Source organism: Erwinia sp. L03-1, from assembly GCF_058686115.1.
In genome coordinates this window covers 4,396,575-4,423,398 of the sequence record NZ_CM178762.1, presented here as the reverse complement: position 1 = coordinate 4,423,398, position 26,824 = coordinate 4,396,575, and the positions used below count along the sequence as shown (strand labels likewise).

23 protein-coding genes and 1 pseudogene are annotated in these 26,824 nt (G+C 53.5%); 14 read left to right on the top strand and 10 right to left on the bottom strand.

The genetic code is table 11. The features are described from left to right. Window positions 1-2 precede the first annotated feature (2 nt). The 4 genes from AC4PCC_RS20160 (at window position 3) to AC4PCC_RS20145 (ending at window position 4,115) form a co-directional block, all read left to right on the top strand. Window positions 3-305, top strand: coding sequence for a dpoa decarboxylase (locus tag AC4PCC_RS20160; RefSeq protein ID WP_492125712.1), 303 nt, complete (start codon window positions 3-5; stop codon window positions 303-305). 770 nt (window positions 306-1,075) lie between these two features. Next, a complete protein-coding gene (locus tag AC4PCC_RS20155) occupies window positions 1,076-2,821 on the top strand; it encodes a type IV secretory system conjugative DNA transfer family protein (protein WP_492125711.1) in 1,746 nt (581 codons plus the stop codon). 8 nt (window positions 2,822-2,829) lie between these two features. Beyond that, complete coding sequence (mobC, locus tag AC4PCC_RS20150; RefSeq protein ID WP_492125710.1) at window positions 2,830-3,582, top strand: MobC family replication-relaxation protein; 753 nt, start codon at window positions 2,830-2,832, stop codon at window positions 3,580-3,582. A 50-nt stretch (window positions 3,583-3,632) separates the two neighbouring features. Continuing rightward, on the top strand, window positions 3,633-4,115 hold the full coding sequence (locus AC4PCC_RS20145; RefSeq protein ID WP_492125709.1) for a thermonuclease family protein: 483 nt from the start codon (window positions 3,633-3,635) through the stop codon (window positions 4,113-4,115). A gap of 18 nt (window positions 4,116-4,133) precedes the next feature. On the opposite strand, the gene AC4PCC_RS20140 is transcribed toward AC4PCC_RS20145, so the two are convergent. The 3 genes from AC4PCC_RS20140 to AC4PCC_RS20130 form a co-directional block, all read right to left on the bottom strand. Next, window positions 4,134-4,397: a hypothetical protein gene (locus tag AC4PCC_RS20140; protein WP_492125708.1), complete on the bottom strand. Its 264-nt coding sequence runs from the start codon at window positions 4,395-4,397 to the stop codon at window positions 4,134-4,136. Beyond that, a complete protein-coding gene (locus tag AC4PCC_RS20135; protein WP_191924919.1) occupies window positions 4,394-5,023 on the bottom strand; it encodes a nucleotide-binding protein in 630 nt (209 codons plus the stop codon). Before AC4PCC_RS20135 ends, AC4PCC_RS20140 begins: the two co-directional genes overlap by 4 nt. A gap of 105 nt (window positions 5,024-5,128) precedes the next feature. Beyond that, window positions 5,129-5,911 (bottom strand): SprT-like domain-containing protein, encoded by a 783-nt coding sequence (locus AC4PCC_RS20130; RefSeq protein ID WP_492125707.1) that lies wholly within the window; start codon window positions 5,909-5,911, stop codon window positions 5,129-5,131. A 705-nt stretch (window positions 5,912-6,616) separates the two neighbouring features. Here AC4PCC_RS20130 and AC4PCC_RS20125 point away from each other — a divergent pair. The 4 genes and pseudogenes from AC4PCC_RS20125 (at window position 6,617) to AC4PCC_RS20110 (ending at window position 12,626) form a co-directional block, all read left to right on the top strand. After that, on the top strand, window positions 6,617-9,574 hold the full coding sequence (locus AC4PCC_RS20125) for an RHS repeat domain-containing protein (RefSeq protein ID WP_492125706.1): 2,958 nt from the start codon (window positions 6,617-6,619) through the stop codon (window positions 9,572-9,574). A 144-nt stretch (window positions 9,575-9,718) separates the two neighbouring features. Next, window positions 9,719-10,279, top strand: coding sequence for a recombinase family protein (locus AC4PCC_RS20120; RefSeq protein ID WP_492125705.1), 561 nt, complete (start codon window positions 9,719-9,721; stop codon window positions 10,277-10,279). Beyond that, window positions 10,263-11,668: pseudogene (locus AC4PCC_RS20115) on the top strand (transposase family protein). Before AC4PCC_RS20120 ends, AC4PCC_RS20115 begins: the two are co-directional and overlap by 17 nt. Further along, the gene (locus AC4PCC_RS20110) at window positions 11,601-12,626 is read left to right on the top strand and encodes an ExeA family protein (RefSeq protein ID WP_492125704.1); all 1,026 of its coding nucleotides are present in this window, start codon (window positions 11,601-11,603) and stop codon (window positions 12,624-12,626) included. The pseudogene AC4PCC_RS20115 and the gene AC4PCC_RS20110 overlap by 68 nt, the downstream one beginning before the upstream one ends. 206 nt (window positions 12,627-12,832) lie before the next feature. Here AC4PCC_RS20110 and AC4PCC_RS20105 read toward each other — a convergent pair whose 3' ends face one another. Next, window positions 12,833-13,132, bottom strand: coding sequence for a type II toxin-antitoxin system RelE/ParE family toxin (locus tag AC4PCC_RS20105; RefSeq protein WP_492125703.1), 300 nt, complete (start codon window positions 13,130-13,132; stop codon window positions 12,833-12,835). After that, the gene (locus tag AC4PCC_RS20100) at window positions 13,122-13,385 is read right to left on the bottom strand and encodes a plasmid stabilization protein (RefSeq protein WP_492125702.1); all 264 of its coding nucleotides are present in this window, start codon (window positions 13,383-13,385) and stop codon (window positions 13,122-13,124) included. The genes AC4PCC_RS20105 and AC4PCC_RS20100 overlap by 11 nt, the downstream gene beginning before the upstream one ends. 81 nt (window positions 13,386-13,466) lie before the next feature. Between AC4PCC_RS20100 and AC4PCC_RS20095 the strand changes: the two genes are divergently transcribed. The 3 genes from AC4PCC_RS20095 to AC4PCC_RS20085 all read left to right on the top strand — a co-directional run bounded on the left by AC4PCC_RS20095 (window position 13,467) and on the right by AC4PCC_RS20085 (window position 15,532). Beyond that, window positions 13,467-14,216 (top strand): SDR family NAD(P)-dependent oxidoreductase, encoded by a 750-nt coding sequence (locus AC4PCC_RS20095; RefSeq protein ID WP_492125701.1) that lies wholly within the window; start codon window positions 13,467-13,469, stop codon window positions 14,214-14,216. A gap of 3 nt (window positions 14,217-14,219) precedes the next feature. Beyond that, window positions 14,220-14,450 (top strand): hypothetical protein, encoded by a 231-nt coding sequence (locus AC4PCC_RS20090; RefSeq protein ID WP_492125700.1) that lies wholly within the window; start codon window positions 14,220-14,222, stop codon window positions 14,448-14,450. Window positions 14,451-15,202: 752 nt separating this feature from the next. Then, entirely contained in the window at window positions 15,203-15,532 is a 330-nt protein-coding gene (locus AC4PCC_RS20085) for a hypothetical protein (protein ID WP_492125699.1), read from the top strand. Here AC4PCC_RS20085 and AC4PCC_RS20080 read toward each other — a convergent pair. The 3 genes from AC4PCC_RS20080 to AC4PCC_RS20070 form a co-directional block, all read right to left on the bottom strand. Then, the gene (locus AC4PCC_RS20080) at window positions 15,510-16,328 is read right to left on the bottom strand and encodes a DUF4225 domain-containing protein (protein ID WP_492125698.1); all 819 of its coding nucleotides are present in this window, start codon (window positions 16,326-16,328) and stop codon (window positions 15,510-15,512) included. The genes AC4PCC_RS20085 and AC4PCC_RS20080 overlap by 23 nt on opposite strands. Window positions 16,329-16,346: 18 nt before the next feature. Continuing rightward, complete coding sequence (locus tag AC4PCC_RS20075; protein WP_492125697.1) at window positions 16,347-16,808, bottom strand: Hcp family type VI secretion system effector; 462 nt, start codon at window positions 16,806-16,808, stop codon at window positions 16,347-16,349. Between the two features lie 946 nt (window positions 16,809-17,754). After that, entirely contained in the window at window positions 17,755-18,339 is a 585-nt protein-coding gene (locus AC4PCC_RS20070) for a hypothetical protein (protein ID WP_492125696.1), read from the bottom strand. A gap of 1,076 nt (window positions 18,340-19,415) precedes the next feature. Between AC4PCC_RS20070 and aceB the strand changes: the two genes are divergently transcribed. The 3 genes from aceB to aceK all read left to right on the top strand — a co-directional run bounded on the left by aceB (window position 19,416) and on the right by aceK (window position 24,240). After that, entirely contained in the window at window positions 19,416-21,014 is a 1,599-nt protein-coding gene (gene aceB, locus AC4PCC_RS20065) for a malate synthase A (protein WP_492125695.1), read from the top strand. A 32-nt stretch (window positions 21,015-21,046) separates the two neighbouring features. Continuing rightward, complete coding sequence (gene aceA / locus AC4PCC_RS20060; protein ID WP_492125694.1) at window positions 21,047-22,351, top strand: isocitrate lyase; 1,305 nt, start codon at window positions 21,047-21,049, stop codon at window positions 22,349-22,351. Window positions 22,352-22,482: 131 nt separating this feature from the next. Beyond that, the gene (gene aceK / locus AC4PCC_RS20055) at window positions 22,483-24,240 is read left to right on the top strand and encodes a bifunctional isocitrate dehydrogenase kinase/phosphatase (RefSeq protein ID WP_492125693.1); all 1,758 of its coding nucleotides are present in this window, start codon (window positions 22,483-22,485) and stop codon (window positions 24,238-24,240) included. Here aceK and AC4PCC_RS20050 read toward each other — a convergent pair. Next, a complete protein-coding gene (locus AC4PCC_RS20050; RefSeq protein WP_492125692.1) occupies window positions 24,192-24,827 on the bottom strand; it encodes a bifunctional 4-hydroxy-2-oxoglutarate aldolase/2-dehydro-3-deoxy-phosphogluconate aldolase in 636 nt (211 codons plus the stop codon). The genes aceK and AC4PCC_RS20050 overlap by 49 nt on opposite strands. A gap of 12 nt (window positions 24,828-24,839) precedes the next feature. Then, window positions 24,840-26,660, bottom strand: a complete 1,821-nt coding sequence (gene edd, locus AC4PCC_RS20045; protein WP_492125691.1) for a phosphogluconate dehydratase — start codon at window positions 26,658-26,660, stop codon at window positions 24,840-24,842. Window positions 26,661-26,824 lie beyond the last annotated feature (164 nt).

Below are 26,824 nucleotides of genomic sequence, written 5' to 3'. Positions count from 1 at the left end.
TCATGGTAGATAATATTTTTATCCAGAATATTAAATCGAAAAATAAAGACAGGATATCGGCAGCAGTCGTATACGATTTAATAGAAAAAGAAGCACATCGCGGTTGCGGACTTCATTATGAAATCTATGAAAGTAGATTGATTGGCGGTTTGCTTGAGCACATCGCTTATCTGAATGAAAAAGACGCCACCACATTAAGGGAATATGCAGAAGGAAAGGGAACCAGAATTGATGATGATGCCTATCGTGACGCACTGGAAGCTGAAAGGCAGTGCTGGGAAGAAATACACCGCGATCAGATGTAAATCTCACAGAAAGATTTTGTATTGTACAATACACCAAAACTTACAGGCGATGGGCTTTTGAGGCTTATTAATTTTTGGCTTCAATTTCGGAGAAATTGTTAAGACGAAAAATTAATAAGTGAGTCGCGGCCGGAAGATTCAATTTCGAAGAAATTGTTAAGCTTCCGTATCCCGCGCCTCACTGCAAACATTTTCCCAGGGGGAAAATTGCAGCAGCCGGGGGGAGCCGGAGTGATTTTTCACGGCCTAGTGAAAAATTGCTCTGGGGGGCTTGCCCCGCCACACCGTCGGGACTAAGTCGGCTTTATCGACGTGGCGCGACCACCCTCCTTGACTGAGTTTTCCTATTATTTCGTGGCGAGGAACGAGACAAAGAAAGAATAGGGTAAAAACGAAGGTCTCAAGGGGGGTGGTCGCGCGTAGCGCGCGACGGTGTGGCCGTAGTTGACCTTGGGGACTTTGACGGAGCGTCCAGCGCAGTCATTGTCCCCATACGTTCGGAGTAAGGGCGTTCAAGCCCGCACGAAGAATGTACTCTTTTTGTAGTGAAATCAGGTGATTAATTATCACCGGGTTTCACTATGCCGTTGACGTTGACCAGGCTGTTGCCGGGTAAAAGAAGGGGATTAATTATCCCCGCTTTTATGCCCTTTTTCCTATTTATGGAAGCCACTCATGGAAGTCGCCCATAGAAGAGGGGTTCGACTTCTATCTGCGACTTCCATAAGACACTTCCAATCCACCAAATTTAATACAGGAGTAAATAACCTATGAGTCCTCACCTCATGCAAAGGTTGAATGGTTTTGCTGATGCCTTTGCTGTATTTCTGTTATGGCTGCAAAATAGCCCAGTGATATTGTCTGTACTTGCCGGACTCACGTTACCTTTTATCTTATCATTACCAAAAGAAGAAAGAGTCAACGCGCCGTTCTGGTTAAAGTTTGTCGCCACCCTGTCTATTTTATTTTTTATATTCGGGACGCTATCGCCGCTCACCATTCAGGGATTAAGTTATTTCTTTCGAGTGCTGAGCAATAACACGCTGACAAATACTCCGTTGTGGATATTAACGCTGTCATTCACATCTGCCGGATTGATATTCCATTTAATAGCGCGGCGTCTGCTAGCCGGAGAAATTGACAGCATCAAACACCGCATGATTAAAAAAACCAAAATGGAAAGAAACACCCGCACCGATGTAAGGGACGTAAAGGAAATGCTGCCGGACAGTATTTCATATAATCCACTTGAATACATCGACCTGAAAAAAGGAATTTTTATCGGACTCGATAAAGATGATCAGCCGCAATACATCACCATAAAAGAATTCCAGTCACAACATGCGGCCATCATCGGAACCACAGGTTCGGGTAAAGGGGTGAGCGCGACCGTTTTACTGTATCAGGCTATCATGCTGGACGAAGCTGTTTTTGTCCAAGACCCCAAAAATGACGAATGGGCACCGCATGTATTAAGAGAAGCTTGCCGGATGGCAGGGAAGAAATTTTTTCTTATTGATCTGAATAATCTTAATTTTCAGATGGATTTACTGGCGGGGATATCACGCGAGCAACTGGAAGAGTTATTTAACGCAGGGTTTAGCCTGGCGAAAAAAGGGGAAGGTTCAGATTTTTATCGCATCGCTGATCGCCGGGCTGCAAGAAATACAGCAGCGACTCACCAACCCGGAATGACATTACGCGATTTATTTAATACTGACTTTGTAAAGTCATTGCAAGAAAACGTCCCGGCATTTTATGGTGAATTGGAAGAAATAGCGTTAGTAAATTCTATTAATGCCAATGACGGATTTTCTCTGAAAGAGATATTTGATGAAGGGGGGTGTTGTTATATTGTGGGTTCCATGCGAAACCAAAAAATCATATCGGCGCAACGCATGATATTAACTCGCCTGATCCAGATTGCTGAAACCCGCGACAGAATAAATAGCAAGCCCCGGACGGTCGCTATATTCCTCGACGAATTGAAATACCACCTTTCCCGCCCTGCACTGGAAGGACTTGGCGCAGCCAGGGACAAAGGGGTGCATATATTTATGGCATTTCAAGCTATCGACGATTTGCGCGATTGTCCGTCTGATTTAAATCCTGAATCTGTTATTGGTGCTGTGGTTGAGAATGCGAAATTTAAATTGGTGTATCAGCTACAAAATCCAGAAACAGCCGAATGGGTGGCGAGAATGACGGGTTCAATTTTGGTCGATGATGAAATGAGGAAAGTTAAAACAGACCTGACGCTAACGGAAAAGCTGGAAACTGACAGGATGATCCGCCAGGCGGAAAGGTATTATATCGACTGCAATATGCTGTTAAATCTGCCGCCGTTCGTGGGTTTTGTTTTCACACCAACCGATCTTGCCAAAGCCACAAAGCTTTCCCATATTGTCGTTAAAAAATCGCATATCAATACGCTTTCTTTTGGAAGCCATGAAATGGTACGCCCAGTGCCCTCGGACGAAACTACCGAAGATAATAAACCTTCCGTCAATGTATGAGGTAACACATGCTGATCCACGATGTAGCAAAACGAAAAGAAGCCGCCGCCAACCGGATGCTATTACTGCTGAATTTTCTTAAAGAAGAAACCTATTCCGATTTTGCCACTTTGCGAAAAGCACTTGGGTTTAAAGGGAAAACTAATCAACCAACCTATGAATTGCTCAATAAGGCTATCTATATGGGCTTTATCATCAAACATGAATACCCGGTATTAACCGGAAAAAAGTCCCTGTGGGGCATAACCATGCAGGGGCTGGCGATGGTGGTCACGGCGGATGATGCGGTTTTCCCTGGCTACTTCGAACCGACCAAATTGCGCTATTGGGTGCTGGAGCATCATTTGCTCAATCAGCGAGTGCGGCTCAGTCTTGAGGCAAAAGGCGGGAGCCAATGGGTCAACGGCGACCGGAGCGGATTTTTAGCGCGTTACCCTGGCGTAAAGCACAAGCCGGACGGCGTGATCACAATGGACAACGGCGCAGTCATCGCAGTTGAAACCGAGCGTTCGATGAAGACCCGCGCCCGCTATATCAACATCATCAACAGCCACCTTGAGGCCAGCGATGCCGGACGTTGGCACTATGCCATGTACGTTATGCCGGACGAAAAAAGTAAACAGTCCCTGATGAAGCTGTTTGACGGCATTAAAACGGTGATCAGGAATAATATTCCCGTACCATTCGATGCAAAACAGCGGGAAATGTTTCTTTTCCGCACGGCTGACGAGCTTGAGCTGGGATCGTCACATGGTGACTAACTGAGATATCTATATAAAAAGATATCTAACTATCTTGATAAGGGATTTGTATGTTCCGTAATTTCCGTTTGATGGTTGTCTTTCCCCTGTTGCTCCCTTCCCTCTGCCTGGCAGATTTTTCCGGGCGCGTGGTTCGCGTCGTGGATGGGGATACTGTCCAGGTACTGGCAGATGGCAAAATGCAGAAAGTTCGTCTTAACGGCATCGATGCCCCGGAGTCGGGGCAACCGTTCGGCCAGCGGTCAAAGCAGAACCTGTTGAAACTGGCCGCACAAAAACAAACAGAAGTCATCGCCAGTAGCACAGATCGCTATGGCCGCTGGCTGGGAACGCTGATTATTGACGGTATCAATATCAACGCTGAACAGGTTAAAACGGGTATGGCATGGGCTTACCGCTACCGTGGTCATGCTACCGATAGCAATATGCTCCGACTCGAAACCGCCGCAAAGGAAAATAAGGTGGGGCTATGGTCAACCCCTGAACCCATTGAGCCGTGGAAATGGAGGAAAAAAACAAAGATAGAAAGATAAGTTGTTATAAAGATATCTCTATAGTTTTAGGTAATCCCGCAGTAATTTCTCCACTATCTCCGTTTCCGTTGTCCTGACCCCGGTTTCCGCTTGCTGCCTGGCGACATGCAACTTTAATTCGTTCACAACTTCAACTGACAGCCTGAATATTTTTTGCTGCGAAACCGGCTTATCAACTTTGTCCTTTTGTGGTGCTCTCCCTTTTTCAGCGAGATCCGCCGCCCCGCCTTCCAGAAAACTTGTTGGGTCTTTAAAATTGGCCAAATCAGGTTTTTTCTTCACGCTGTAACCTCCCGGAAAACACTTTCTATTTCAGCAATCGCGGCATTGTCTTTGCCGAACTCCAGCACAGTAGCCCCCTCCCCTATCGCTCGTCGGTACGCAACCCGCTCACAAACCTGACTGTTCAGAACAGGAAGGTTTTGCTCGGTGAGGAATTCCAGCATGTCGGCAGCGTCCTTTGTCCGCGAATCTACACGGGTTAAAAGCACTTTGACGTCCAGCTCAGGATTGTAGTCACGCGCAAGCTCCACGACCTCTAACAGGTCGGTCATTGCGGCTGCGTCAAGGTTGGATGCACCAACAGGAATAATGGCTCTGTGAGCTAACAAAAGCGCTGAACGCAGCCCGGTAGCATCTCTCCCCCCCACATCGACAACAACGTTGTCGAATCCGCCGGCTAACGCTTTTCCCTCATTAAAAATCGCTTTACCCGTCAGGCAGGTAGTTGTCGGACTTGGATCGTAAGCCGGATTGTCACGACGCCAGGCTGCCCAACTGGCAGCGCTGGCCTGTGGATCACCATCGATAAGCAATGCCGTTCCTGTGCGGGATAACATTGTAGCCAGATGAACGGCAGTCGTGGTTTTTCCTACACCGCCCTTGGTATTCACTACAGCATAAATCATACCGCGCCTCCTTTTGATATAATGATATCAATATATCACCATCAAGAGATTTATCAAGATATAGTGATATCTAGATAATTAGATATCACTATATCAAAAAGTAAGTTACTCCTGCGGATCTAGCTGGCACTGGCATTCACCACAAATGAGAACGGCGGAGGGTTTCGCCCAGGCGTTCAGCCCGCACTCCGGGCAACTAAATTTTGTCCGGGTTCCGGTGCCTTTAACCGGGGGTTTAATCCCGTTTACAGCATCGTCTTCGTCAGGAGTTTGTCCGGGACGAGATTTACTAATTGTCAGCGTTAACCGATTAATCAGGTCAGTATCATTCTTGTCTGTGGCCGCAAGCCAGTCCTCCAGAATATCGCTATTGGTCTTCGAGGTGACGCTTGTTCCCGTTGTCCAGCGGTCATACCAGGAAATGGAAAAGCCGTTTTTTAGCAGGTCATACACGGCTTTCTGAAACCTGCCACCGCGAATGATGTAATGCGTCATTTGCTGCCCTGTCTTTTTTCCGCCCGGTCGGCCAGTATTTGACGGCATCAGACCCACGTCCTCCATTTTTGCCCCCCAGACCCGATCGTGATATCCGCCCCGGCACTTTTTGACAGGGGTATAGTGTTGCCACACATGCACCATCTCATGAACCAATGTTGACAGCATGTCAGCCAGAGAACGGCCACCGAAGTAATCAGGGTTCATCGCCAGCTCTGAAATACTCGATTCGCCTGTAAACCGTTCAGGGGCAAAATAGCCGAAGGTATTTCTTCCACGTTGTAACGTGATCAGGAGATCCGGCAACGCCTTTTCAAACAGGACGACATTAAACCAGTCATACGCTTGTTGAAGCTCGCTGTAGGCTTTGATTGCGGGTTTAATCGTATTCATAACTCCCTCGCGTTAATTGTATTGTACAAAACAATTATACTCTAACGAGCGGAGACTGGCGTGACCTTCATCACAAAAGATATCAATATATAAAGATATCTAGCTATCATTATATAAAGTGTTCTTTTAACCCTTGTTACGCAGTGGGGAGGGCAACTCTGAATTTGTTAAAAATGTTTCATGAATGTTTGAATTTAACATTTATTAAACATGCACTTTTATGGCCATTTCCCAGGAGAAAAGCCTCTCGAATAGGAGTTATTGTCTTCCTGTTTCACGAAACTGATGTTTTTCTACGTAAAATCATTGATTTAACATAAAAGGCATTTGGCGAACCAAATTTTGGGGAGGGCAGAAACAAAAAAGAGGGGAGGCGGTGTCCACCTGGCTATCGGTGGCCTGAGCGCCTAGCTGTAAGGGCTCGCAATTGAAATCCCTCCGACTCGCAATCAGCGCAGATTTCGGCTCACATTAACTGCAAATGAAAAACGCCACCGGCTCACATTAAGTGATAATGGGCTCGCATTTATCCAGCCCGGCCCGCAATCCATTTCGATGGACTCACATTAACTGCAAATGAAATTTAACTGCCAGCGTCTTTCTCCAATCCCACCCTTATAGCGCCTGTCTAGGCGAAATTATCCTGATTGCTGTATGATTTTCTTTGCAGCCTGAACGGCTGTACAACATAAACAGGAGAATATCATGAGCACATCGCTGTTCATCAAAACCCCGACGGTCACGGTTCTCGATAACCGCGGCCTGACCGTGCGCGACATCGCGTACCATCGCCATCCCGGCTCCCCAGACGTTACCAGTGAGCGCATCACCCGCCATCAGTACGATGCCCGCGGCTTTCTGACGCAGAGCGCCGACCCGCGCATGCACGACGCCGGGCTGGCGAACTTCAGCTACCAGACCGACCTGACCGGCAACGTTCTGCGTTCACAGGGCGTGGATAATGGCATCACCGTGGCGCTGAACGGTGCCGCCGGCCGGCCGTTTCTGGCGGTCAGCAACATCAGCACTGCCGGTGATGGCACAGAGGACAGAAGTCAGGCGGTGACCCGCAGCTGGCAGTATGAGGACTCAGAACTGCCGGGCCGCACGCTGAGCATTATGGAACAGGCTACCGGGGAAGCCGCCCGCATCACGGAGCGCTTTGTTTATGCCGGTAACTCTGTTGAGGAGAAGGCCCTGAACCTCGCCGGGCTGTGCGTCAGGCACTACGACACGGCAGGCCTGATGCAGACCGACAGCGTGGCACTTACCGGCGTGCCGCTCTCCGTCACTCGCCGCCTGCTGAAGGACGCGGACAATCCTGACGCCGTGGCTGACTGGGAGGGGACAGACGCCTCCGTCTGGAACGACCTGCTTGATGCTGAAACATACACCACCCTGTCCACGGCAGACGCCACCGGGGTGATGCTGACCACCACGGATGCGAAGGGAAACCTGCAGCGGGTGGCCTACGACGTGGCGGGCCTGCTGTCGGGCAGCTGGCTGACGCTGAAGGGTGGAAAAGAGCAGGCTGTCGTGGCTTCGCTGACGTACTCGGCCGCCGGGCAGAAGCTGCGGGAAGAGCACGGCAACGGCGTGGTGACCACTTACACTTACGAGCCGGAAACACAGCGCCTGACCGGCATTAAAACGGAACGTCCGGCAGGACACGCCTCGGGTGCGAAAGTGCTGCAGGACCTGCGCTACGAGTATGACCCGGTGGGCAACGTCCTGAAAATCAGCAACGACGCCGAGGAGACCCGCTTCTGGCGCAACCAGAAAGTGGTGCCGGAGAACGCGTACGTTTACGACAGCCTGTACCAGCTGGTCAGCGCCACCGGGCGCGAGATGGCAAATGCCGGTCAGCAGGGCAGTAGCTCACCGACCACCACCGTGCCCCTTCCCACCGACAGCTCTGCGTTTACAGGCTATACCCGCACTTACAGCTACGACAACGCCGGCAACCTGACGCAAATCAGCCACAGCGCACCGGCCACGAACAACAGTTACACCACAAAAATAACCGTCTCTGATAAAAGCAACCGGGGCGTGCTGAGCACGCTTACGGAAAATCCCTCCGACGTGGATGCGCTGTTCACGGCGGGCGGGCAGCAGAAACAGCTGCTGGCGAGTCAGAGTCTTGTCTGGACGCCGCGCGGTGAACTGCTGAAGGTGACGCCGGTGGCGCGTGACGGCGGTACGGATGACCGCGAGAGCTACCGCTACGACGCGGGTAGCCAGCGCATCCTCAAGGTGAGCGCGCAGAAAACGGGCAACAGCACGCAGACGCAGCGTGCGCTGTACCTGCCGGGACTGGAGCTGCGGACGACAGAAACCGGCGATACGCTAACGGAAAGTCTGCAGGTGATTACCGCGGGCGAGGCGGGCCGGGCGCAGGTGCGGGTGCTGCACTGGGAGAGCGGCCGGCCTGCAGAAATCACGGGCAACCAGGTGCGTTACAGCTACGATAACCTGACGGGCAGTAGCGGGCTGGAGCTGGACGGCGACGGCAATATCATCAGCATGGAGGAATATTATCCGTACGGCGGCACGGCGGTATGGACGGCCCGCAGCGCAGTGGAGGCGAATTACAAAACCGTGCGCTACTCAGGCAAGGAGCGAGACGCGACGGGGCTGTATTATTACGGTTACCGGTATTATCAGCCGTGGGCGGGACGCTGGCTCTCTTCAGACCCGGCGGGCCCGGTGGACGGCCTGAACCTGTTCAGCATGGTTCGGAATAATCCCGTCACGCTGTTCGACAGCAACGGGTTGATTAGTACTGGCCAGGAAGCCAGAAAATTAGTAGGCGAAGCATTTGTTCACCCTTTGCATATGCCTGTCTTCGAAAGAATTTCTTTAGAGGAAAATCTCTCAATGAGCGTAAGGGAGGCAGGCATTTATACTATCTCTGCACTGAGTGAGGGTGCTGCAGCAAAAGGCCATAATATTCTTGAGAAGACCATTAAACCTGGTTCACTGAAGTCTGTCTATGGCGATAACGCTGATTCGATTCTTGGGATGGCAAAACGTAGCGGTTTCGTTGGCCGAGTCGGTCAGTGGGATACATCTGGTGTAAAAGGAATTTATGCACACAACAGACCGGGTGGTGAGGATTTGGCTTATCCAGTCAGCCTACAAAATACTTCTGACAATGAACTTGTTAATGCATGGATAAAACACAAAGTCATCACGCCCTATACCGGTGATTATGACATGCACGACATTATTAAGTTCTCTCATGGGAAAGGGCATGTACCCATGGCGGAAAGTAATGAGGAAAGAGGAGTAAAGGATCTGATTAATAAAGGTGTTGCGAAGGTCGACCCTTCCAGACCCTTTGAGTATACAGCGATGAATGTTATTCGCCATGGTCCTCAGGTAAACTTTGTTCCCTATATGTGGGAACATGAGCACGATAAAGTCGTCAAGGATAATGGTTATCTGGGTATAGTAGCCCGTCCGGGCCCATTCCCTGTGGCAATGGTACATCAGGGCGAATGGACTGTTTTTGACGATAGTAAGGAGCTGTTTCATTTCTATAAATCTACAAACACTCCTCTTCCAGAACACTGGTCCCAGAATTTTGTTGACAGAGGGAAAGGAATAGTTGCAACTCCCCGACATGCTGCAATTCTTGATGAACGGCGAAGCATGCATTAATCATAACGACTTCACGCATTATTAGAGTAGACCCAAAACAGTCAACCCGGTGAGACAGTTATTCTGTCTCATTTGGGTTGTTTTCGTCTCATCCCGGTGTTACGTTTTCATCATCTAGAGTTAAACGAGACAGTTTTCATCATTATGGCACTATACGGCTATGCCCGCGTTTCAACCAGCGACCAGGATCTTACCTTGCAAACACAAATTCTTCGTACTGCCGGTTGCGAAATCATTCGTGCAGAAAAAGCCAGTGGAAGCAGCCGGACCGGAAGGAGCGAGTTGCAGCTATTGCTGGAGTTCCTGCGCCCCGGTGATACGCTGATGGTGACCCGCGTGGATCGTCTGGCCCGCAGCATTAAGGATCTCCAGGATATCGTATATGCTCTGAATCAGCAGGGTGTAACCCTCAGAGCCACAGAACAGCCAGTGGACACGTGTTCGGCAGCAGGTAAAGCCTTCCTTGATATGCTGGGCGTTTTCGCTGAGTTTGAAACCAATCTGCGACGGGAACGCCAGATGGAGGGGATTGCCGCGGCGAAAGCACGGGGCGTGTACCGCGGAAGAAAGCCCTCAATAGATCATGCTGAGGTCTGGCGCCTGTACACCACGGAGAAAATGGGGGCCACGGCCATAGCCCGTCAGCTCGGGATCGGGAGGGCGTCAGTGTACCGTGCGCTAGGAAATTATGAGCAGTCGGCGTAGCACCATCCCGTCAGATTCCCTGTTGCAACTACGGCAACGGCTCGATCGCCTGCCGCCAAAAAGCCCTGAACGTGCCAACCAGATTGCCGCTGCCGCTCAGTTGTATGGTATTTCAGTCACGACGGTCTATCGTGCCCTACGTCTGGTTCTCAGACCACGCACAGCCCACCGCCGCGATCATGGTCAGCCACGGATACTCCCCCCATCTGAACTGGAACATTACTGTGAACTGATTGCCGCGCTAAAACTGCGAACCACGAATAAATCCGGTCGCCATCTGTCGACCGGCCGGGCAATACAGTTACTGGAAGAGCACGGTGTAGAAACCCCTCAGGGACTGATAAAAAGTCCCAGGGGTTTGCTTCGTAAGCAGACCGTTAATCGCTGGCTTTCCCGCTGGCGTCTCGACCAGCCCCGCCTGTTACGGGAGCCGCCGGCGGTAAGATTTCAGGCTGAAAACAGCAATGACTGCTGGCAGTTTGATATATCACCGTCCGATCTCAAACATATTGAACGGCCTGACTGGGTAGATCCTGCCCGTGGCGAACCCACGCTGATGTTGTTCAGCGTGGTGGATGACCGGAGTGGTGTCGCATACCAGGAATACCGGTGTGTGTACGGCGAGGATGCGGAATCAGCGCTGCGATTTCTCTTTAACGCCATGGCGCCAAAAGCCAGATCTGATTTTCCTTTCCAGGGCCGCCCGAAAATGCTGTACCTCGATAACGGACCGGTGGCCAAAAGCCATGTATTCCAGAATGTGATGCAGTCCCTGAAGGTTGACTGGCTGACGCATACACCGGCAGGCAAGGACGGAACCCGTACGACAGCACGGTCCAAAGGTAAAGTCGAGCGTCCTTTCCGGACCGTCAAGGAGGCGCATGAAACCCTGTACCATTTCCATAAACCGTTATTCTGCTGTGGGGGCTGTTTGACGAAGAGATGTATGTGGAGTTTACCGGTGAAACATGGGGGCCTTATTATCCTGTATCGGGGCCTGTGCCACTACACCGTTACCGGACGTTCAGGCGTGGCAAAGCGGCTGAACGGGCCGATCGTATTCATGCTCTGGCCAGACAGCTGAACATCCCCATCTGCGCGTTGTCCGGAAGCGATCTCCGCGTGATCAGTGATGACACCCAGCAGCGCATTGATGAATTGCCACATCAGCCCTTTGATGCCCGAAAATTTGAATACCACTTTCCCACCGTTATTGCGGCAAAACTGGCTATTGCCGACGATCTGGCCATACCACTGGCCAGAATGCCGGATGAAGACCGGGCGTTTATCGACAGTATTCTGGCTGAGACGCTGAACCGTAATGAAGTACTCGCCCGCATTAGAGACTATTTTCGTAACAGACAAGCAGGAGAAGACCATGCGGGTTGAAGTGATGGAGCATTATGGACTGACGCAGTCTATTGAACAGGCAGGGTATTATGAAACTGCTCACCATAAGCAGTTGATGAAAGACATTAAAGGGGCGATACGTGAAGGACGACTGATAGCCGTCTGTGGCGTGGTCGGAAGTGGCAAAACCGTCACCCTGCGGCGTCTGCAGCAGCAACTGATGGATGAAAACAAAATTATTGTCGCCCGCTCCCTGTCGGTGGACAAACAGAATGTCCGGCTCGCCACGCTGATTAACGCCCTGTTTTACGACCTGGCGCAGGATAAGCAGGTGCAGATCCCCAAACAGGGTGAACGGCGCGAGCGGGAACTGCAGGAGCTGGTCAAAAAAGGTAAGCGCCCGGTGGCACTGTTTGTCGATGAGGCGCATGACCTGAACGGTAATACACTGACGGGGCTCAAACGGCTGATGGAAGTGGTTGAAGACGGCGGTGGACGGCTGTCTGTCGTACTGGCTGGTCACCCAAAACTGCGTAATGACCTGCGTCGTCCGACGATGGAAGAAATCGGTTATCGTACCGATATTTTTACGCTGGACGGGATCACCGGCAGCCAGCGCGAATATATCCAGTGGCTGCTGAAGACCAGCACCGGCAAGGGTAAGCCGGAAGATATTCTGACGACCGAAGCAGTTGACCTGCTGGCGATGAAACTGCGTACCCCGCTGCAGGTTCAGTTGCACCTGACGCTGGCGATGGAAGCAGGATACCAGACAGGTGAAAAACCGATTACCGCCACGCTGGTTGAATCCGTGCTGTCACGTCAGTTGGATGACCTTGAGCCGACACTCACGCGGCATGGTTACCGGCTGAAAGATATGGTGGAGCAGTTCGATGCAAAACCTGCTGAAATCAGGGCATTATTTAACAATCAGTTAGACCCTGCCCGCACAGCCGAGCTACGCGACAGAATGCTGGCGGTCGGCCTGCCGATATGACGATGTCTATTTGCAGTTATTGTGAGCCCGGTGGACTGGATTGCGAGCCGGGCCGGATAAATGCGAGCCCATTGTCACTTAATGTGAGTCGGGGGCGTTTTTCATTTGCAGTTAATGTGAGCCTAAATATGCGCTGATTGCGAGTCAGAGGGATTTCGATTGCGAGCCGTTACAGCTATCGGTGGCCTGAGCACCTAGCCGGATACTCAGAGAGCAAATCGGGGATTCTGACGCTGACCTACAACCGCCAGGATATTGACGCGCCGGGCTTCATCATTCACTTCGTAAAGCACATGCTGGCCAAGTAAGCTAATACGGCGAACACCTTCACCATAGCGTTCATCGGTTTCGTACAGGCGAGGGTAATCCGCCAGGCGCTCGGTTGCAGCGATCAGGCGATCTGTCACGTTCCTGGCATCCCAGAGAGACGCATTCTCGGCCAGATATTCAAACAATGCCGCAATATCCTCGACTGCTCCAGGACGCCATTCTATTTCATAGATCATCGCGCAATTCCTGATAACGCGCCTGTAGCTGCTGGCGCAGGTGCGCGGTATTTATTCCCGGCCGTTTATCTGCGCGAGCTACGGCGACCTTTGCACGTACCTGTTCGTCGTATTCCGCCTGAGCCAGTTCTTCATTAGCGAGGCGTTGCAATAGTGCGGCCTTGTCCGCGCTACCTTCCGGCAGAATACGGGGCAGGCTTTCGGCCAGTTCACGCAGGAAATTCGCATTCTCGTAGTGCGTGGTGCTATTCATAGTAATACTCCAGTTTTCCGCTCCCTATGGACTCATAGTATATACTCACGATCACTTACAACCCACCATGAGGATTTTAAGATGTCAGCAAAAGTAGTGGTTATTACAGGTGCCCTTTCAGGTATTGGCGAAGAGTGCTGTCGCCAGTTTGCAAAAAATGGTTATAACGTTGTCTTCTCTGGTCGAAAAGCTAAACGTGGTGAAGAACTACAAAACGAATTACGAAACCTCAATCCCCAGTGTCATTTTGTCCTCGCAGACGTTGTGATTGAAGACCAGGTCGCAGCCTTGATAGAAAAAACCCGCCAACTGTACGGCAAGATTGACGTACTGATTAACAGCGCTGGAACAGAGGGACAGCCCGCACCGCACGACCAGACTACCGTTGAAGACTTTCACCGAGTATTTGATGCTAACGTACTGGGAACACAGCTTGTAATGAAACATACGTTGCCAGTTATGAGCAAACAGGGTTCTGGCAGCTTGATCAATATTTCGTCGCAAGCTGGGCTGGTTGGTATCCCAGGAGGAAGTGTATACGCTGCCAGCAAACACGCGGTTAATGGACTGACGCGCTCCGCAGCGCTTGAAGTTGCAGCCAAAGGCGTTAGGGTTAATGCGATTGCACCTGGTCCCGTAGAGACTGATATGTTTGACCGTTTTGTTGGTCGTGATGCAGCCGCAAAAGCAGAATTCCTCAGTAGAATGCCGACAGGGCGTATAGCCACAACGGGAGAGATTGCAGCTACAGCGCTGTTCCTAGCCTCGGATGCAGCCCGCTCAATCGTTGGACAGATCATTACGGTTGATGGCGGATATTCGGTCGGTTAATTGATGATCTGGCGCTGGGAGTCCGCTACCCGCTGGTATGAGGCCGAGCTAATGAGTGACCTGTTTGGTGACTGGCTGGTTGTTCGTCGATGGGGAGGACTTTACAGCGAACGTTACGGCACAAAAACGGATGTTGTGCCTGATTTGTTTTCTGGCGTAGCGCTGCTGTTTGAAATTGACCAGGAACGGCAGCGCCGTAATCCTCCTTACACCCTGCGCAACAAATCGCTGTGAGCTTCTTTCGTCTTCGACCGTCCGGATTTTTCATTGAGGATGGACCGAAAAGCAGGGCTGCGCACGGCTCGCCCTGCCTTGAAACCCGCTTTGCAGGGAGCGGGATTTGAGGGCCAGCCGTACGAAAACGTACGGTAAGCGAAAAATGAACGTCTGAAAAATCGATTAGTAGACAATACTGTCCGTTAAATGCCATATTTCGATCAAAAAGACACCATTTTGAGGGCATTTTCATAAGTCCATTATGTTCGATATATCAGACATTTACTTCACTAACGTACGTTTTCGTTCCATTGGCCTTCAAACCCCTCTACTGAGCGTCAGACTCTTTTTTCAGGGGATGAGAACGATCCACAGGATTTTCTCCCGAAATTTTGCTGAGAGGCCTGTACTCAAGGGTAGCAATTCCGTTTTTATCACCTGATATCCTGCGGGTGTGCTTTTTGTCCCGCGTCGGCCACCAGATGAGAATGTCAGACAACAGTTCAAGTATATTAAGCATCAGGAATACTCCCCTCAGAGGACGGCAGGATATGCCATGCAGGGGCTCTTTAGGTTACCTGCAATGCATAACAGCGTTATCGTAACTTTACAATGCGAGCAAACGAAGCTTATGTGGCGCCGGACTATACTATCGTTCAGTGAAAATTCCTGTTGCCCGGCAGCCAATGGCAGGACAACATCGGGGCCCGACTTGGGCCACCGTCATGATAAAATTAACACCAATGATTCAATTTTCATAAAGGATTGACATGAAAATTACCGAAGAACAGCTTTTGCAGTCAGGATTCAGCCACGCTGATTTGCAAAAACTGAAAAACAATATTGCTAACTATGGCGGATCGCTGGATTCCGTGACCCATGCTCTTGCTAACCGCTATAACGCCTCAAAATGGATTACTGTCGTTGCCTTTACTGTACTCGCTCTCACGATGATGCTGGCATCAATTGATACCATCATCACGCTTGCAGCCACGCTTGCTATTGTATTGCCATTTATATGGTACCTGGCGCCAGCAAAACTTGCATACAGGTCATGGCGCTATCGCAAGTTATTCATTAATACTGAACAGCGCCGTTAACCGATAACAGGTCAATTATGACCTTGGTTTTAACGCCATAACCGACGATTTTCATCGTGAGTTTCGGACGGCTCATCGTACTTACCTTCCTGTAATAATCTGCAGGCAGATATCGAAATAAGCGCCAGGTTCCCGGGCGCCTGAACAGACCGAATACGCTGTATGCATTTGCCACAAGCGAGACTGATTTATAGATCCCCAGTCCGCTGTTACGGCTGAACCCCATGAATTCAGCCGTGGACATTGCAGCATCAGCAACCAGCCCTTCCGAGTTCTTGTTATCCATTACCTGGTACGCAATTTCTTTGCTTATCCCGTTTGCACCATCAGTAACCAGAACGGCACCGGCCAGAACGCCCAAAGGCGTCATAGAACTGATAAGCGTTAAACCAGCAGCTATTTCGATGCCGGACAGAACCACGTTAACAGCAGAAATGACGTAGCCCACAATTTTATTGTTTTCCCGGACGAACTCGACCTTCGCATACAGCCTGGCGGCCTTCATGCGCAGCTGCCGGTCCTGCTCCTTCAGATTTTCCAGTTCGGACCTCAGAACGGAGATGCAGGCCACACATTCTTCATCCGTCTTTGCCCGGCGGGTTGTGGAAAACTGCTGGTCGATAACGCTCTTGATCTCTTCCACAAACTTCACGCGCGTCAGCCCGTCGCTAAGGTGCATGCCGGCCAGCTGATTGGCCAGGCTGACCAGCTTGCGGGCTTCCAGGTTGACCATGGTTTCAGCCCAGGCCCGGTTTCTTCCGCCCGACCGCATCATTGATAACAGCGCTGTATCCATCTGAAAATCTCCCTGTGCTCAGAATGATGATGTGTTATTTTTGATATCCCAACCGGAGCGTGTTTCGGCGCCTTTCCCGCCCGCAGTTCCCTGCTCCCAGTACTGGATTTTTACGGCGTCCGCCTGAAATTCATATTGTACAACTGAAGTTTCTCCGCAGTCCGTCAGCATAACCCCGGCTACAAAGACGTTCTCCAGCGTGATGCGATAATATTCCACCTGAGTACCGCCCGCCTTGCAGGCGGAAATCTCGACTTTTCTGATCTTATTGCCGTTTGAGCCGTATAAGAAAATCGTTGGCGTGGATTTATCAACGGCGGCGTGAACCATAAGGTTCTGGTGGTTAGCACCCTTGTTACCGGCTTCGCTCCGGCTCACGCCCCAGTGACATGACTGAATATCCGTCCAGCCTGAATGACCGGCATCTCTGGACTCACCGGAAACGTTATCAAGTTTCATGAATAAATTGTTCATGGCCATATCCTGCGAATTTTATTAATTTTTCTAATATACCACCGGACCTGAAAAGTTGAACCCTGACGCATCTTTTCTGATGCGCGTTAGCGCATGAAGGCGCCAGCAGGAGCTGAAAATAACGCAGTCGCCAGCTGGTGCCGGTGACGCGGCGTCAGCTGGCCTGCATTGATAGATATCACCAATCCTACCTCCAGCCCTGCTAAACCAGACCAGCTACCAGCGATGAAGAAGCTTAATCTGCGCTGTCGGAGTGATCCGGTCGCAGACCGGGCGTATTTCCGCGTTAGCGCCTCTAGCGCTTACGTGAGTGTAATCAGTAGCCCAAGCATTACTCCTGAAGCGATATCGATGTTTAGTTACAGGACGCATTATAAAGCCACTCTTTTCCGGGCCTATGGCCCGGAGCGGCGAGGCTTTTCAGTAGGGCTGAGGGTTATCTGAAGCTGAAGATACCTTTTTTTGCTTTTATCAGACGCCCTGCTGGATACATGAGATGAGTTCCTGCCACGGCTTGTCCGTGGTGCTGCTTCTTCTTTTTACGAGTGTGGTTTTGTCGCTGTAGCAGCCGCATAGTTTGCCCTGAACGAAGCGAAGGGAGCTATCCGGATGCCCTGCGTAGCGGGCTCCGAATACTCTTTCTTTAGAAAGCATGTTTTGTTCAGAAGTAACGTTCGAAATTAACAGATTCAAAAGGATAGATTTCGAAGTCAACTGCTGTCTATTGCGTCGTAACATACAGGTTTCGAAGTTAACTGATACTGAAGAAAAACTGGCAGGGCATTTAGCTGCACGAGTAGAGAAAATTAACTGCGGATGAGGGCTGTGGGATGGGTTTTGTCCATATTGCGCGCAGGGGTCATCCTGCCGGGCACCCGGAGACCGGAAAGTGCCAGCATAAGATGCGCGAAAATCGCGGGGATGTGAAGGGTAAGTCAGGAACCAGAGTTGATCAGGACAGCGGTACGCCGGCACGCTCAAGCAGCAGGCGGTAATACTTTTCTGCATCAGTCACCTGCAGCTGCGGGAATTCAGCCCTTAGGTCCTGTTCCAGTTTCATCTGCATAACCATCGTCAGTTCGCCGCCGGCAGTATAGCGACGCCAGGCATTCTGATAACGATCGGAGCCTTTGCGCGGGCTCAGCTTGTCAGCTTGTCGGTCAAGCGCGCGCTCAATATCGGAGGTAACGCGCTGTTTCTCTGCGCGCAGGTCAGCATTAACCACCCAGCGTTTTATCTGCTTAAGGCGGTTCTTCAGAGAGTGGTGGCTGTCGATACTAATGCCCATACGGGCCATCCTGAGCTGGTGACGGGCGTATTTGTCGCGCCTCGATTCGGCCACACCTGAAGCAACCGCCCACTGTCGGTATTTGTGCAGCCACTCACGGATATTCTCTACGGACATGCCGCGGGTGGTAAAGAAGGTTTCAGTGAGAAAGATACGCATCGGCTTGTTCTGGCCCGAGTCCGTGTCACGATCGCGATGGATAACAACATAGTCCAGCTGCTCAAGAACTCTCAGAGCATTAAGCGCCACGTCGTACGGGTTTAAAGCCCAACCGTGCGAGATCGTACGCTAAGTGCATTTTTTGAGCAGGTTGAGCGAGTAAAGATAACGAGAGTTTTGTTTACTCTTTCCGTTGATACCAGTAATCATGCAGTTTTCGGCACATCTTGTGTTGATAAATCCGTTAATCAGATCAACGTAAATCTGACTGACAATGCCACGACTTTACGGACTAAAAATCATATGGCTAGGTTCTTATCATAAGTTTCCGTTTAACTGGGCTTTAAACGCCGTTTACCCCCATGTCAGGGGCTGCCTCGATCATACCCACTGTTTTTGGCTAATCTGCTTAGCCACATCAAACAACAAAGAATCTAACTATCAATGGCTTAACTTACAGCCAGCATATTGCAAAAGGAATGTCCTAAACCACTTCAACCCACAGCCAGCACAATGCAAAAGGAATATCCTGAACCGCTTCAACCCACAGCCAGCACGATGCACAAGGAATATCCTGAACCGCTTCAACCTACAGCGAGCATATTGTAAAAGGAGCCGGCGGGAGGGGCCCGGTGACAGGCAATCCGCAGCGTAGAGCGCAGGGAGGAAGACCCGGATGGGCCAGCAGGGATGCTGGCTCAAGGGCATGCCGGGACAGGGACGTCCCGTCATGCCCGGTCCGAAAGGTCGACGAACGGAGCGAAGGAACCGCGCCACGCGCGGCGCGAGGACCGCCAGGCACCGGGCCCCTCCCGTAGGCGATACCCCCGAACTTTGCAGCTCCCCGGACCTTTGCAGCACCAGCCAACCCGGCCAACGTCAGAGCCCTTTCCCTTGCTTTTTTCTACTTATCCCCGGCCCGAACGCAATGACCCTGACGCCCCCATGACCGCGATCCCCTTATATGAAAACACCTTCCTTTCATAAATAAACTTTATTAATCCCAAAATCATAAAGTTACAACGATCACCAATTAAAAATGGAAATAGTTTTTGATTTTAGAAATCGAATGATTATATTTGGAACAGCCGGTCAATAAATACACAGCGGCAAAACAGGCCCGCGTCGGGACGCAGGCAAACAGCTTAGATGACGGGAGTGGAGCTATGACACAACAGGTTATCAGCCGGGAACTGGCGTTCCAGCGCCCCTTCGGCAGGGCCGAAAAGGAAATCCTTACCGATGCGGCCATCGACTTTCTTAGCGCGCTGGTGGAGCAATTCACCCCCCAGCGGAATGCGTTACTGGAAGAAAGAGAACGAACGCAGGCACGTTATGATGACGGGGAGCTGCCAGGCTTTCTTTTGGAAACGGATTCCATTAAAAACGCCGACTGGAAAATCCGCCCAATACCGACCGATCTTCAGCGTCGCCGGGTGGAAATTACCGGGCCCGTAGAACGCAAAATGATTATCAACGCGCTAAACGCCAACGTTGACGTCTTTATGGCAGATTTTGAGGACTCCCTGGCACCCAGCTGGGAAAAAGTGATAGAGGGACAAATCAATCTGCGTGATGCAGTCAACGGCACCATCAGCTACAGCAACGAGGCGGGCAAAATCTATCAGCTCAAGCCCGACCCTGCGGTGCTGGTATGCCGCGTCCGTGGCCTGCACCTGCCGGAAAAGCACGTCACCTGGCAGGGCGAGCCGATCCCCGCCAGCCTGTTCGACTTTGCGCTCTACTTCTTCCATAACGTCGAGGCCCTGCTGGCGAAAGGCAGCGGCCCCTACTTCTACCTGCCAAAAACCCAGAGCTGGCAGGAGGCCGCATGGTGGCATCGCGTCTTTAGCTACGCTGAAGATCGTTTCAGCCTGCCGCGCGGCACCATCAGGGTCACGCTGCTGATTGAAACGCTGCCCGCCGTATTTCAGATGGATGAAATCCTGTTTCATCTTCGCGATCATATCGTCGGTCTCAACTGCGGCCGCTGGGACTATATCTTCAGCTACATCAAAACCCTGAAAAACCACCCGGATCGCGTCCTGCCCGATCGCCAGCTGGTCACGATGGATAAAGGCTTTCTTGATGCCTACTCCCGCCTGCTGATTAAAACCTGCCACCGACGCGGCGCTTTTGCGATGGGCGGCATGGCGGCGTTTATCCCCAGCAAAGATACCGAGCGTAATCAGTGGGTGCTCAACCGCGTGCGGGCTGACAAAGCACGTGAGGCGGCTAACGGACATGACGGCACCTGGATTGCCCATCCGGGACTGGCGGACGCCGTCATGACGCTCTTCAGCGACGCGCTGGGTGACAGGCAAAACCAGCTCGACGTGCTGCGCGAGGACGATCCCCCGATTACCGCGGAACAGCTTCTTGAACCCTGTGCCGGTGAGCGCACGGAAGCGGGGATGCGCGCCAACATCCGCGTGGCAGTGCAATACATCGAGGCCTGGATCTCGGGTAACGGCTGCGTGCCGGTTTACGGCCTGATGGAAGATGCCGCGACGGCTGAAATCTCCCGTACCTCAATCTGGCAGTGGATCCGCCATGGCAAAACGCTGCAAAGCGGCGAGGTGGTCACCGCTGCGCTGTTCCGCCAGATGCTGGCAGAAGAGATGCGCGTCATTCAGGACGAGCTGGGGGACCAGCGCTACTGCCAGGGGCGCTTTAGCGAAGCGGCCGACCTGATGGAACACATAACCACGGAATCCGGGTTGATCGAATTCCTGACGCTGCCGGGTTATCGCTTACTTCACTGATCTCCCACGTTAATCAAAAAGAGGCACCCGCTATGACTTCTCGCACCCAACAGACTGAACAGATAGAACAGAACTGGCAAACCGCACGCTGGAAGGGCATTACCCGCCCCTACAGCGCAGAGGAAGTGGTAAAACTGCGGGGATCGATCGTCCCGGCCTGTACGCTGGCGCAGCTTGGCGCGGAAAAGCTCTGGTCGCTGCTGAACGGCGGCGCAAAGAAGGGCTACATCAACAGCCTGGGCGCGCTCACCGGCGGGCAGGCGCTCCAGCAGGCGAAAGCGGGCATTGAAGCGATCTATCTCTCCGGGTGGCAGGTGGCAGCAGATGCTAACCTCGCTGGCAGCATGTATCCCGACCAGTCCCTCTACCCGGCCAACTCGGTGCCGAACGTGGTCGAACGAATCAATAATACCTTTCAGCGCGCCGACCAGATCCAGTGGGCCAGCGAAATAGCGCCGGAGGATCCGCGCTACGTCGATTACTACCTGCCCATCGTGGCCGACGCCGAGGCGGGATTTGGCGGCGTGCTCAACGCGTTTGAGCTGATGAAAGCGATGATCCAGGCCGGTGCCGGCGGCGTCCATTTTGAAGATCAGCTCGCCTCCGCGAAGAAGTGCGGCCATATGGGCGGTAAAGTATTAGTGCCTACCCAGGAAGCGATCCAGAAGCTGGTGGCGGCCAGGCTGGCAGCCGACGTGATGGGCGTGCCGACGGTGCTGATAGCGCGTACCGATGCCGATGCCGCCGACCTGATCACCTCCGACTGTGACCCGTACGACGGCGAATTTATTACCGGCGAGCGCACGCCGGAAGGGTTCTTCCGTACGCGGGCCGGGGTGGATCAGGCGATCAGCCGCGGGCTGGCCTACGCGCCCTATGCTGACGTGCTGTGGTGCGAAACCTCCACGCCCGACCTGGCGGCGGCGAAGCGCTTTGCAGAGGCCATCCATGCGCGCTTCCCCGGAAAACTGCTGGCTTATAACTGTTCGCCCTCGTTTAACTGGAAGAAAAATCTTGATGACAGCACCATCGCGCATTTTCAGCAGTCGCTGGCGGAGATGGGCTATCGCTTCCAGTTTATTACCCTGGCAGGCATCCACAGCATGTGGTTCAACATGTTCGACCTGGCGCAGGCTTACGCGCAGGGCGAGGGGATGCGCCACTACGTTGAAAAAGTGCAGCAGCCGGAATTTTCCGCGCGCGAGCAGGGCTACAGTTTCTCCTCGCACCAGCAGGAGGTGGGCACCGGCTACTTCGACAGCGTCACCACCATTATTCAGGGGGGCGTCTCCTCCGTGACCGCGCTGACTGGCTCAACCGAAGAGCAGCAGTTCTGACGGAGACAGCGGGGCGCTCAGGCATATCCGCGCCTGATATCCCAGCGCCCGCAGGCATGACGGATTACAAACGTAATCGCGCATGGCCGGCTGACCCAAAGCAGCCGGCCAGACAGGGTAGAGGGGGAGCTATGGCACACCTGGAAACGCTGGTCGCTCAAACCATTCTTCAGGGATTCGATGCGCAGTATGGACGCTTCCTGGATATCACGGCGGGCGCTCAGCACCGTTTCGAGCAGGCTGACTGGGTGGCCGTTCAGGCGGCAATGAAAGCGCGTATTCATCTTTACGATCGCCACGTTGGGCTGGTGGTGGAACAATTACGCTGCATTACCGGCCAGCAGGCCTTTGACGGTGATTTTCTGCTGCGGGTTAAGGCGCTGTACACCGATATGCTGGCCGACTACCCGCGTTTTGAGATCGCCGAAAGCTTCTTCAACTCGGTTTACTGCCGCCTGTATGGCCATCAGCTGCTGACGCCCGAGCGGCTGTTTATCTTCAGTTCCCAGCCGGAGGGGCGCTTCCGCGCTATTCCGCGTCCGCTGGCAAAAGAATTTTCCGCTGAAAACGGCTGGACGTCGCTGCTGGAAGGCGTGCTGAGCGAGCTGCCCCTGCGTCTGCCCTGGCAGGACAGGGCGCGGGACATTGCTTATGTCGTCGCGCATCTGCATGAAAATTTCCCGGCGCAGGAGCTGGCGTCAGGGCGGTTGCAGGTTTTTCAGGAGCTTTTTTACCGTAACAAAGCCGCCTGGCTGGTAGGTAAACTGCATCTGCCCTCCGGCGTGTACGCCTTCCTCCTGCCGCTGCATCGCAGCGAGGCGGGGGAGCTGCTGATTGATACCTGCCTGACCCGCAAACGTGAAGCGAGCATCGTCTTTGGCTTCGCCCGCGCCTACTTTATGGTCTATGCCCCGCTGCCTGCGGCGCTGGTGGCGTGGCTGCGGGAGATCCTGCCGGAAAAAACCACCGCCGAGCTGTATATGGCCATCGGCTGTCAGAAGCATGGCAAAACGGAGTGCTATCGCGAATATCTCACTGCGATCGCCACCACCCAGGATAAATTTGCGATTGCGCCTGGCGTCAGAGGGCTGGTGATGCTGGTATTTACCCTGCCGGGTTACGATCGGGTGTTCAAAGTGATTAAGGATCGGTTTGCCCCACAGAAGGAGGTGACCCCGGAGCGGGTGCGGCAGTGCTACCAGCTGGTGAAGGAGCACGATCGGGTAGGCAGGATGGCCGACACGCAGGAATTTGAACATTTCGCCATCGAACGCGCGCGAATAAGCGATGAGCTGCTGGCTGAAATGCAGGCGATCGCCGGGAAGCTACGCATTGACGGCGACAGACTGATTATCAGCCACCTTTATCTGGAACGACGGATGACGCCGCTTAACCTCTGGCTGGAGCAGGCCAGCGGGCAGCAGCGGCGCGATGCCATTGAGGAGTATGGGAATGCGGTCAGGCAGCTGGCGGCGGCCAATATTTTTCCTGGCGACCTGCTGTATAAGAACTTTGGCGTCACCCGCCATGGCCGGGTGGTGTTTTATGATTACGACGAGATCAGCACGATGACGGAGGTGAACTTCCGCGATATTCCGGCGGCCCGCTACCCGGAAGATGAGCTGAGTCACGAGCCCTGGTATAGCGTGTCGCCGGAGGATATTTTCCCGGAGGAGTTTCGTCACTATCTCTGCGCCGATCCCGCCATCGCCGCGCTGTTTGATGAGATGCACGGCGATCTGTTTAGCGCGTCCTGGTGGCGGGGCGTACAGCAGCGCATCCGCGAAGGCCACATTGAGGATGTCTACGCCTATCGCCGTCGGCAGCGCTTCTGTCAGCGCTACGCTGCGCCAACCGCCTCACGCGCCAGCGTGGTAATCCGCGCGTAATCGCCCGACTCCAGGGCGCTGGCGGGCACCAGCCAGGATCCGCCGATGCAGAGCACGCTTTTCAGCGCCAGATAGTCGCGGTAGTTGGCGGGAGAGATCCCCCCGGTGGGGCAGAAGCGCACCTGCGGGAAGGGGCCGGCGATGGCCTGGAGCGCCTTAACGCCGCCGTTAGCCTCGGCCGGGAAAAACTTAAACTCACGCAGGCCATAATCCATGCCCAGCATCAGCTCTGAAACGGTGCTGATCCCCGGGATCAGGGGGATCGAACCGGCACAGGCGGCGTCAAGCAGCGCCGGGGTCAGGCCGGGACTGATGGCGAACTGCGCGCCCGCCTCCGTCACCTGGCGTAGCTGCTGCGGATTGATCACGGTTCCGGCCCCCACGATCGCCTCAGGCACCTCGTGGGCGATGGCGCGAATCGCCTCCAGGGCGCATGAGGTGCGCAGGGTCACCTCCAGCACGCGCACGCCGCCCGCGACCAGCGCCCGGGCCATCGGCACCGCATGCTCCAGCTTATTCAGGACTATCACCGGTACGACCGGACCGGCGGTCAGGATGGTTTCAGCACTCGTTTTCCAGTTTTTCATCTGATGGTTCCCTTAAAATTTGATGCAGCAGGCGCCCTGTTCGGCCCCGGAAAGCTGGCTGCGCAGCGCGCCAAACAGCTCGCGGCCACAGCCAATATGTTCTGCGCTGAGGTCGGGTTGGTCAGCTTCACGCGCGGCCAGCTCCGCGCCACTCACCAGCAGCGTTAACTCGCCCGTGCGGCCATCCACCCGGATGCGATCGCCATTGCGCACTTTCGCCAGCATACCGCCACTACAGGCTTCCGGCGTAACGTGAATGGCGGAAGGTACCTTACCCGATGCGCCGGAAAGACGTCCATCGGTCACCAGCGCCACGCTAAATCCGCGATCCAGCAGCACGCCCAGCGGTGGCATCAGCTTGTGCAGCTCCGGCATACCGTTGGCCTGCGGACCCTGAAAGCGCACCACTACCACGCAGTCCTTATTCAGCTCGCCCGCCTCGAACGCGGGCTGGATATCGTGCTGACTGTTAAACACCACGGCGGGAGCTTCAATCAGCTGATGGTCTGCCGGGACGGCGGAGGTTTTCATCACCGCGCGGCCCAGATTCCCCGACATCACCTTTGTCCCGCCGTGCTGTTCAAACGGCGCTGCCACGCGGGCAATCACCTTATCGTCCAGCGATGCCGTCGGACCGTCGCGCCATGCCAGCTGACCCTTCTCGAGCCATGGCTCCTGGGTATAGCGTTCAAGACCGTAACCGGCCACGGTATTGACCTCGTTATGCAGCAGCCCGTGGTCGAGCAGCTCGCGAACAACCAGCGCGACGCCACCCGCCGCGTGGAACTGGTTAATATCCGCCGGGCCGTTAGGGTAAATCCGACACAGCAATGGCACCGCTTCTGACAGCTCGGAGAAGTCGTCCCAGTTAATCAGTATGCCTGCGGCCTGCGCCATGGCAACCAGATGCATGGTCAGATTTGTCGAGCCGCCGGTTGCCAGCAAACCAACAATGCCGTTAACGATGACTTTCTCATCCACCAGCCTGCCAACGGGCATATAGCTGCCCGCACTGCTGGTCAGACGGGTAACCTGGCGGGCAGCGGCATCGGTCAGCGCCTCGCGCAGTGGCGTATCAGGATGCACAAAAGAGGCACCGGGCAGATGCAGGCCCATCATCTCCATCACCATCTGGTTGGAGTTGGCGGTGCCATAAAAGGTACAGGTCCCGATACCATGATAGGATGCCGCTTCGGCGTCAAGCAGCGCGCGGCGGTCGACCTTACCCTCCGCATAGAGCTGGCGAATGCGGACTTTCTCTTTATTGGGCAGGCCGCTGTTCATTGGGCCAGAGGGTATGAACACCGCCGGAAGATGGCCGAAGGAGAGTGCGGCCATCACCAGGCCGGGAACAATTTTGTCGCAGATACCCAGGAACAGCGCCCCGTCGAACATATTATGAGAGAGGCCTACCGCGGCGGACATCGCGATGATATCGCGGCTCATCAGCGACAGCTCCATCCCGTCCTGGCCCTGGGTCACGCCGTCGCACATCGCCGGTACGCCGCCAGCGACCTGGCCAACCGCACCCACCTCGCGCAGCGCACGCCGGATTTTCTCAGGATAGTGTTCGTAGGGCTGGTGGGCAGACAGCATATCGTTGTAGGCGGTAATGATGGCGATATCGCTGCGAACCAAATTCTTCAGGGCCGCCTTATCATCCGGCTGGCAGGCCGCAAACCCGTGGGCCAGATTGCCGCAGGTGAGCATGGATCGGTGAACGGTATGGTCGCGCGCAGCGTCTATACGGGCGAGGTAGCGGCTGCGGGTGGCGGCAGAGCGTTTGATAATACGCTGGGTAACGCGGTTTAGCGTGCTGTTAAGAAGGTTCATTGCCCGGCTCCCCTAAGGAAAAAGCATAATGCCCCGGCCTGTTTGTTACCGGTAACATTTAGTCATGACTATTGTTGTAGGAAAGTTCGCCGTGTGCAATCGGAAGCGATAACCAATCGACCTCTTTATGATCTTGTGCAAGTTTTCGTGCAGCAGATATCGAA

What these genes read in the sequence shown, in the direction of transcription:
- AC4PCC_RS20160 (WP_492125712.1), top strand. Translation starts at nt 3, where the DNA reads ATGGTAGATAATATTTTTATCCAGAATATTAAATCGAAAAATAAAGAC.
- AC4PCC_RS20155 (WP_492125711.1), top strand. Translation starts at nt 1,076, where the DNA reads ATGAGTCCTCACCTCATGCAAAGGTTGAATGGTTTTGCTGATGCCTTT.
- mobC (WP_492125710.1), top strand. Translation starts at nt 2,830, where the DNA reads ATGCTGATCCACGATGTAGCAAAACGAAAAGAAGCCGCCGCCAACCGG.
- AC4PCC_RS20145 (WP_492125709.1), top strand. Translation starts at nt 3,633, where the DNA reads ATGTTCCGTAATTTCCGTTTGATGGTTGTCTTTCCCCTGTTGCTCCCT.
- AC4PCC_RS20135 (WP_191924919.1), bottom strand. Translation starts at nt 5,023, where the DNA reads ATGATTTATGCTGTAGTGAATACCAAGGGCGGTGTAGGAAAAACCACG.
- AC4PCC_RS20130 (WP_492125707.1), bottom strand. Translation starts at nt 5,911, where the DNA reads ATGAATACGATTAAACCCGCAATCAAAGCCTACAGCGAGCTTCAACAA.
- AC4PCC_RS20125 (WP_492125706.1), top strand. Translation starts at nt 6,617, where the DNA reads ATGAGCACATCGCTGTTCATCAAAACCCCGACGGTCACGGTTCTCGAT.
- AC4PCC_RS20120 (WP_492125705.1), top strand. Translation starts at nt 9,719, where the DNA reads ATGGCACTATACGGCTATGCCCGCGTTTCAACCAGCGACCAGGATCTT.
- AC4PCC_RS20110 (WP_492125704.1), top strand. Translation starts at nt 11,601, where the DNA reads ATGAAGTACTCGCCCGCATTAGAGACTATTTTCGTAACAGACAAGCAG.
- AC4PCC_RS20105 (WP_492125703.1), bottom strand. Translation starts at nt 13,132, where the DNA reads ATGATCTATGAAATAGAATGGCGTCCTGGAGCAGTCGAGGATATTGCG.
- AC4PCC_RS20100 (WP_492125702.1), bottom strand. Translation starts at nt 13,385, where the DNA reads ATGAATAGCACCACGCACTACGAGAATGCGAATTTCCTGCGTGAACTG.
- AC4PCC_RS20095 (WP_492125701.1), top strand. Translation starts at nt 13,467, where the DNA reads ATGTCAGCAAAAGTAGTGGTTATTACAGGTGCCCTTTCAGGTATTGGC.
- AC4PCC_RS20090 (WP_492125700.1), top strand. Translation starts at nt 14,220, where the DNA reads ATGATCTGGCGCTGGGAGTCCGCTACCCGCTGGTATGAGGCCGAGCTA.
- AC4PCC_RS20085 (WP_492125699.1), top strand. Translation starts at nt 15,203, where the DNA reads ATGAAAATTACCGAAGAACAGCTTTTGCAGTCAGGATTCAGCCACGCT.
- AC4PCC_RS20080 (WP_492125698.1), bottom strand. Translation starts at nt 16,328, where the DNA reads ATGGATACAGCGCTGTTATCAATGATGCGGTCGGGCGGAAGAAACCGG.
- AC4PCC_RS20075 (WP_492125697.1), bottom strand. Translation starts at nt 16,808, where the DNA reads ATGGCCATGAACAATTTATTCATGAAACTTGATAACGTTTCCGGTGAG.
- aceB (WP_492125695.1), top strand. Translation starts at nt 19,416, where the DNA reads ATGACACAACAGGTTATCAGCCGGGAACTGGCGTTCCAGCGCCCCTTC.
- aceA (WP_492125694.1), top strand. Translation starts at nt 21,047, where the DNA reads ATGACTTCTCGCACCCAACAGACTGAACAGATAGAACAGAACTGGCAA.
- aceK (WP_492125693.1), top strand. Translation starts at nt 22,483, where the DNA reads ATGGCACACCTGGAAACGCTGGTCGCTCAAACCATTCTTCAGGGATTC.
- AC4PCC_RS20050 (WP_492125692.1), bottom strand. Translation starts at nt 24,827, where the DNA reads ATGAAAAACTGGAAAACGAGTGCTGAAACCATCCTGACCGCCGGTCCG.
- edd (WP_492125691.1), bottom strand. Translation starts at nt 26,660, where the DNA reads ATGAACCTTCTTAACAGCACGCTAAACCGCGTTACCCAGCGTATTATC.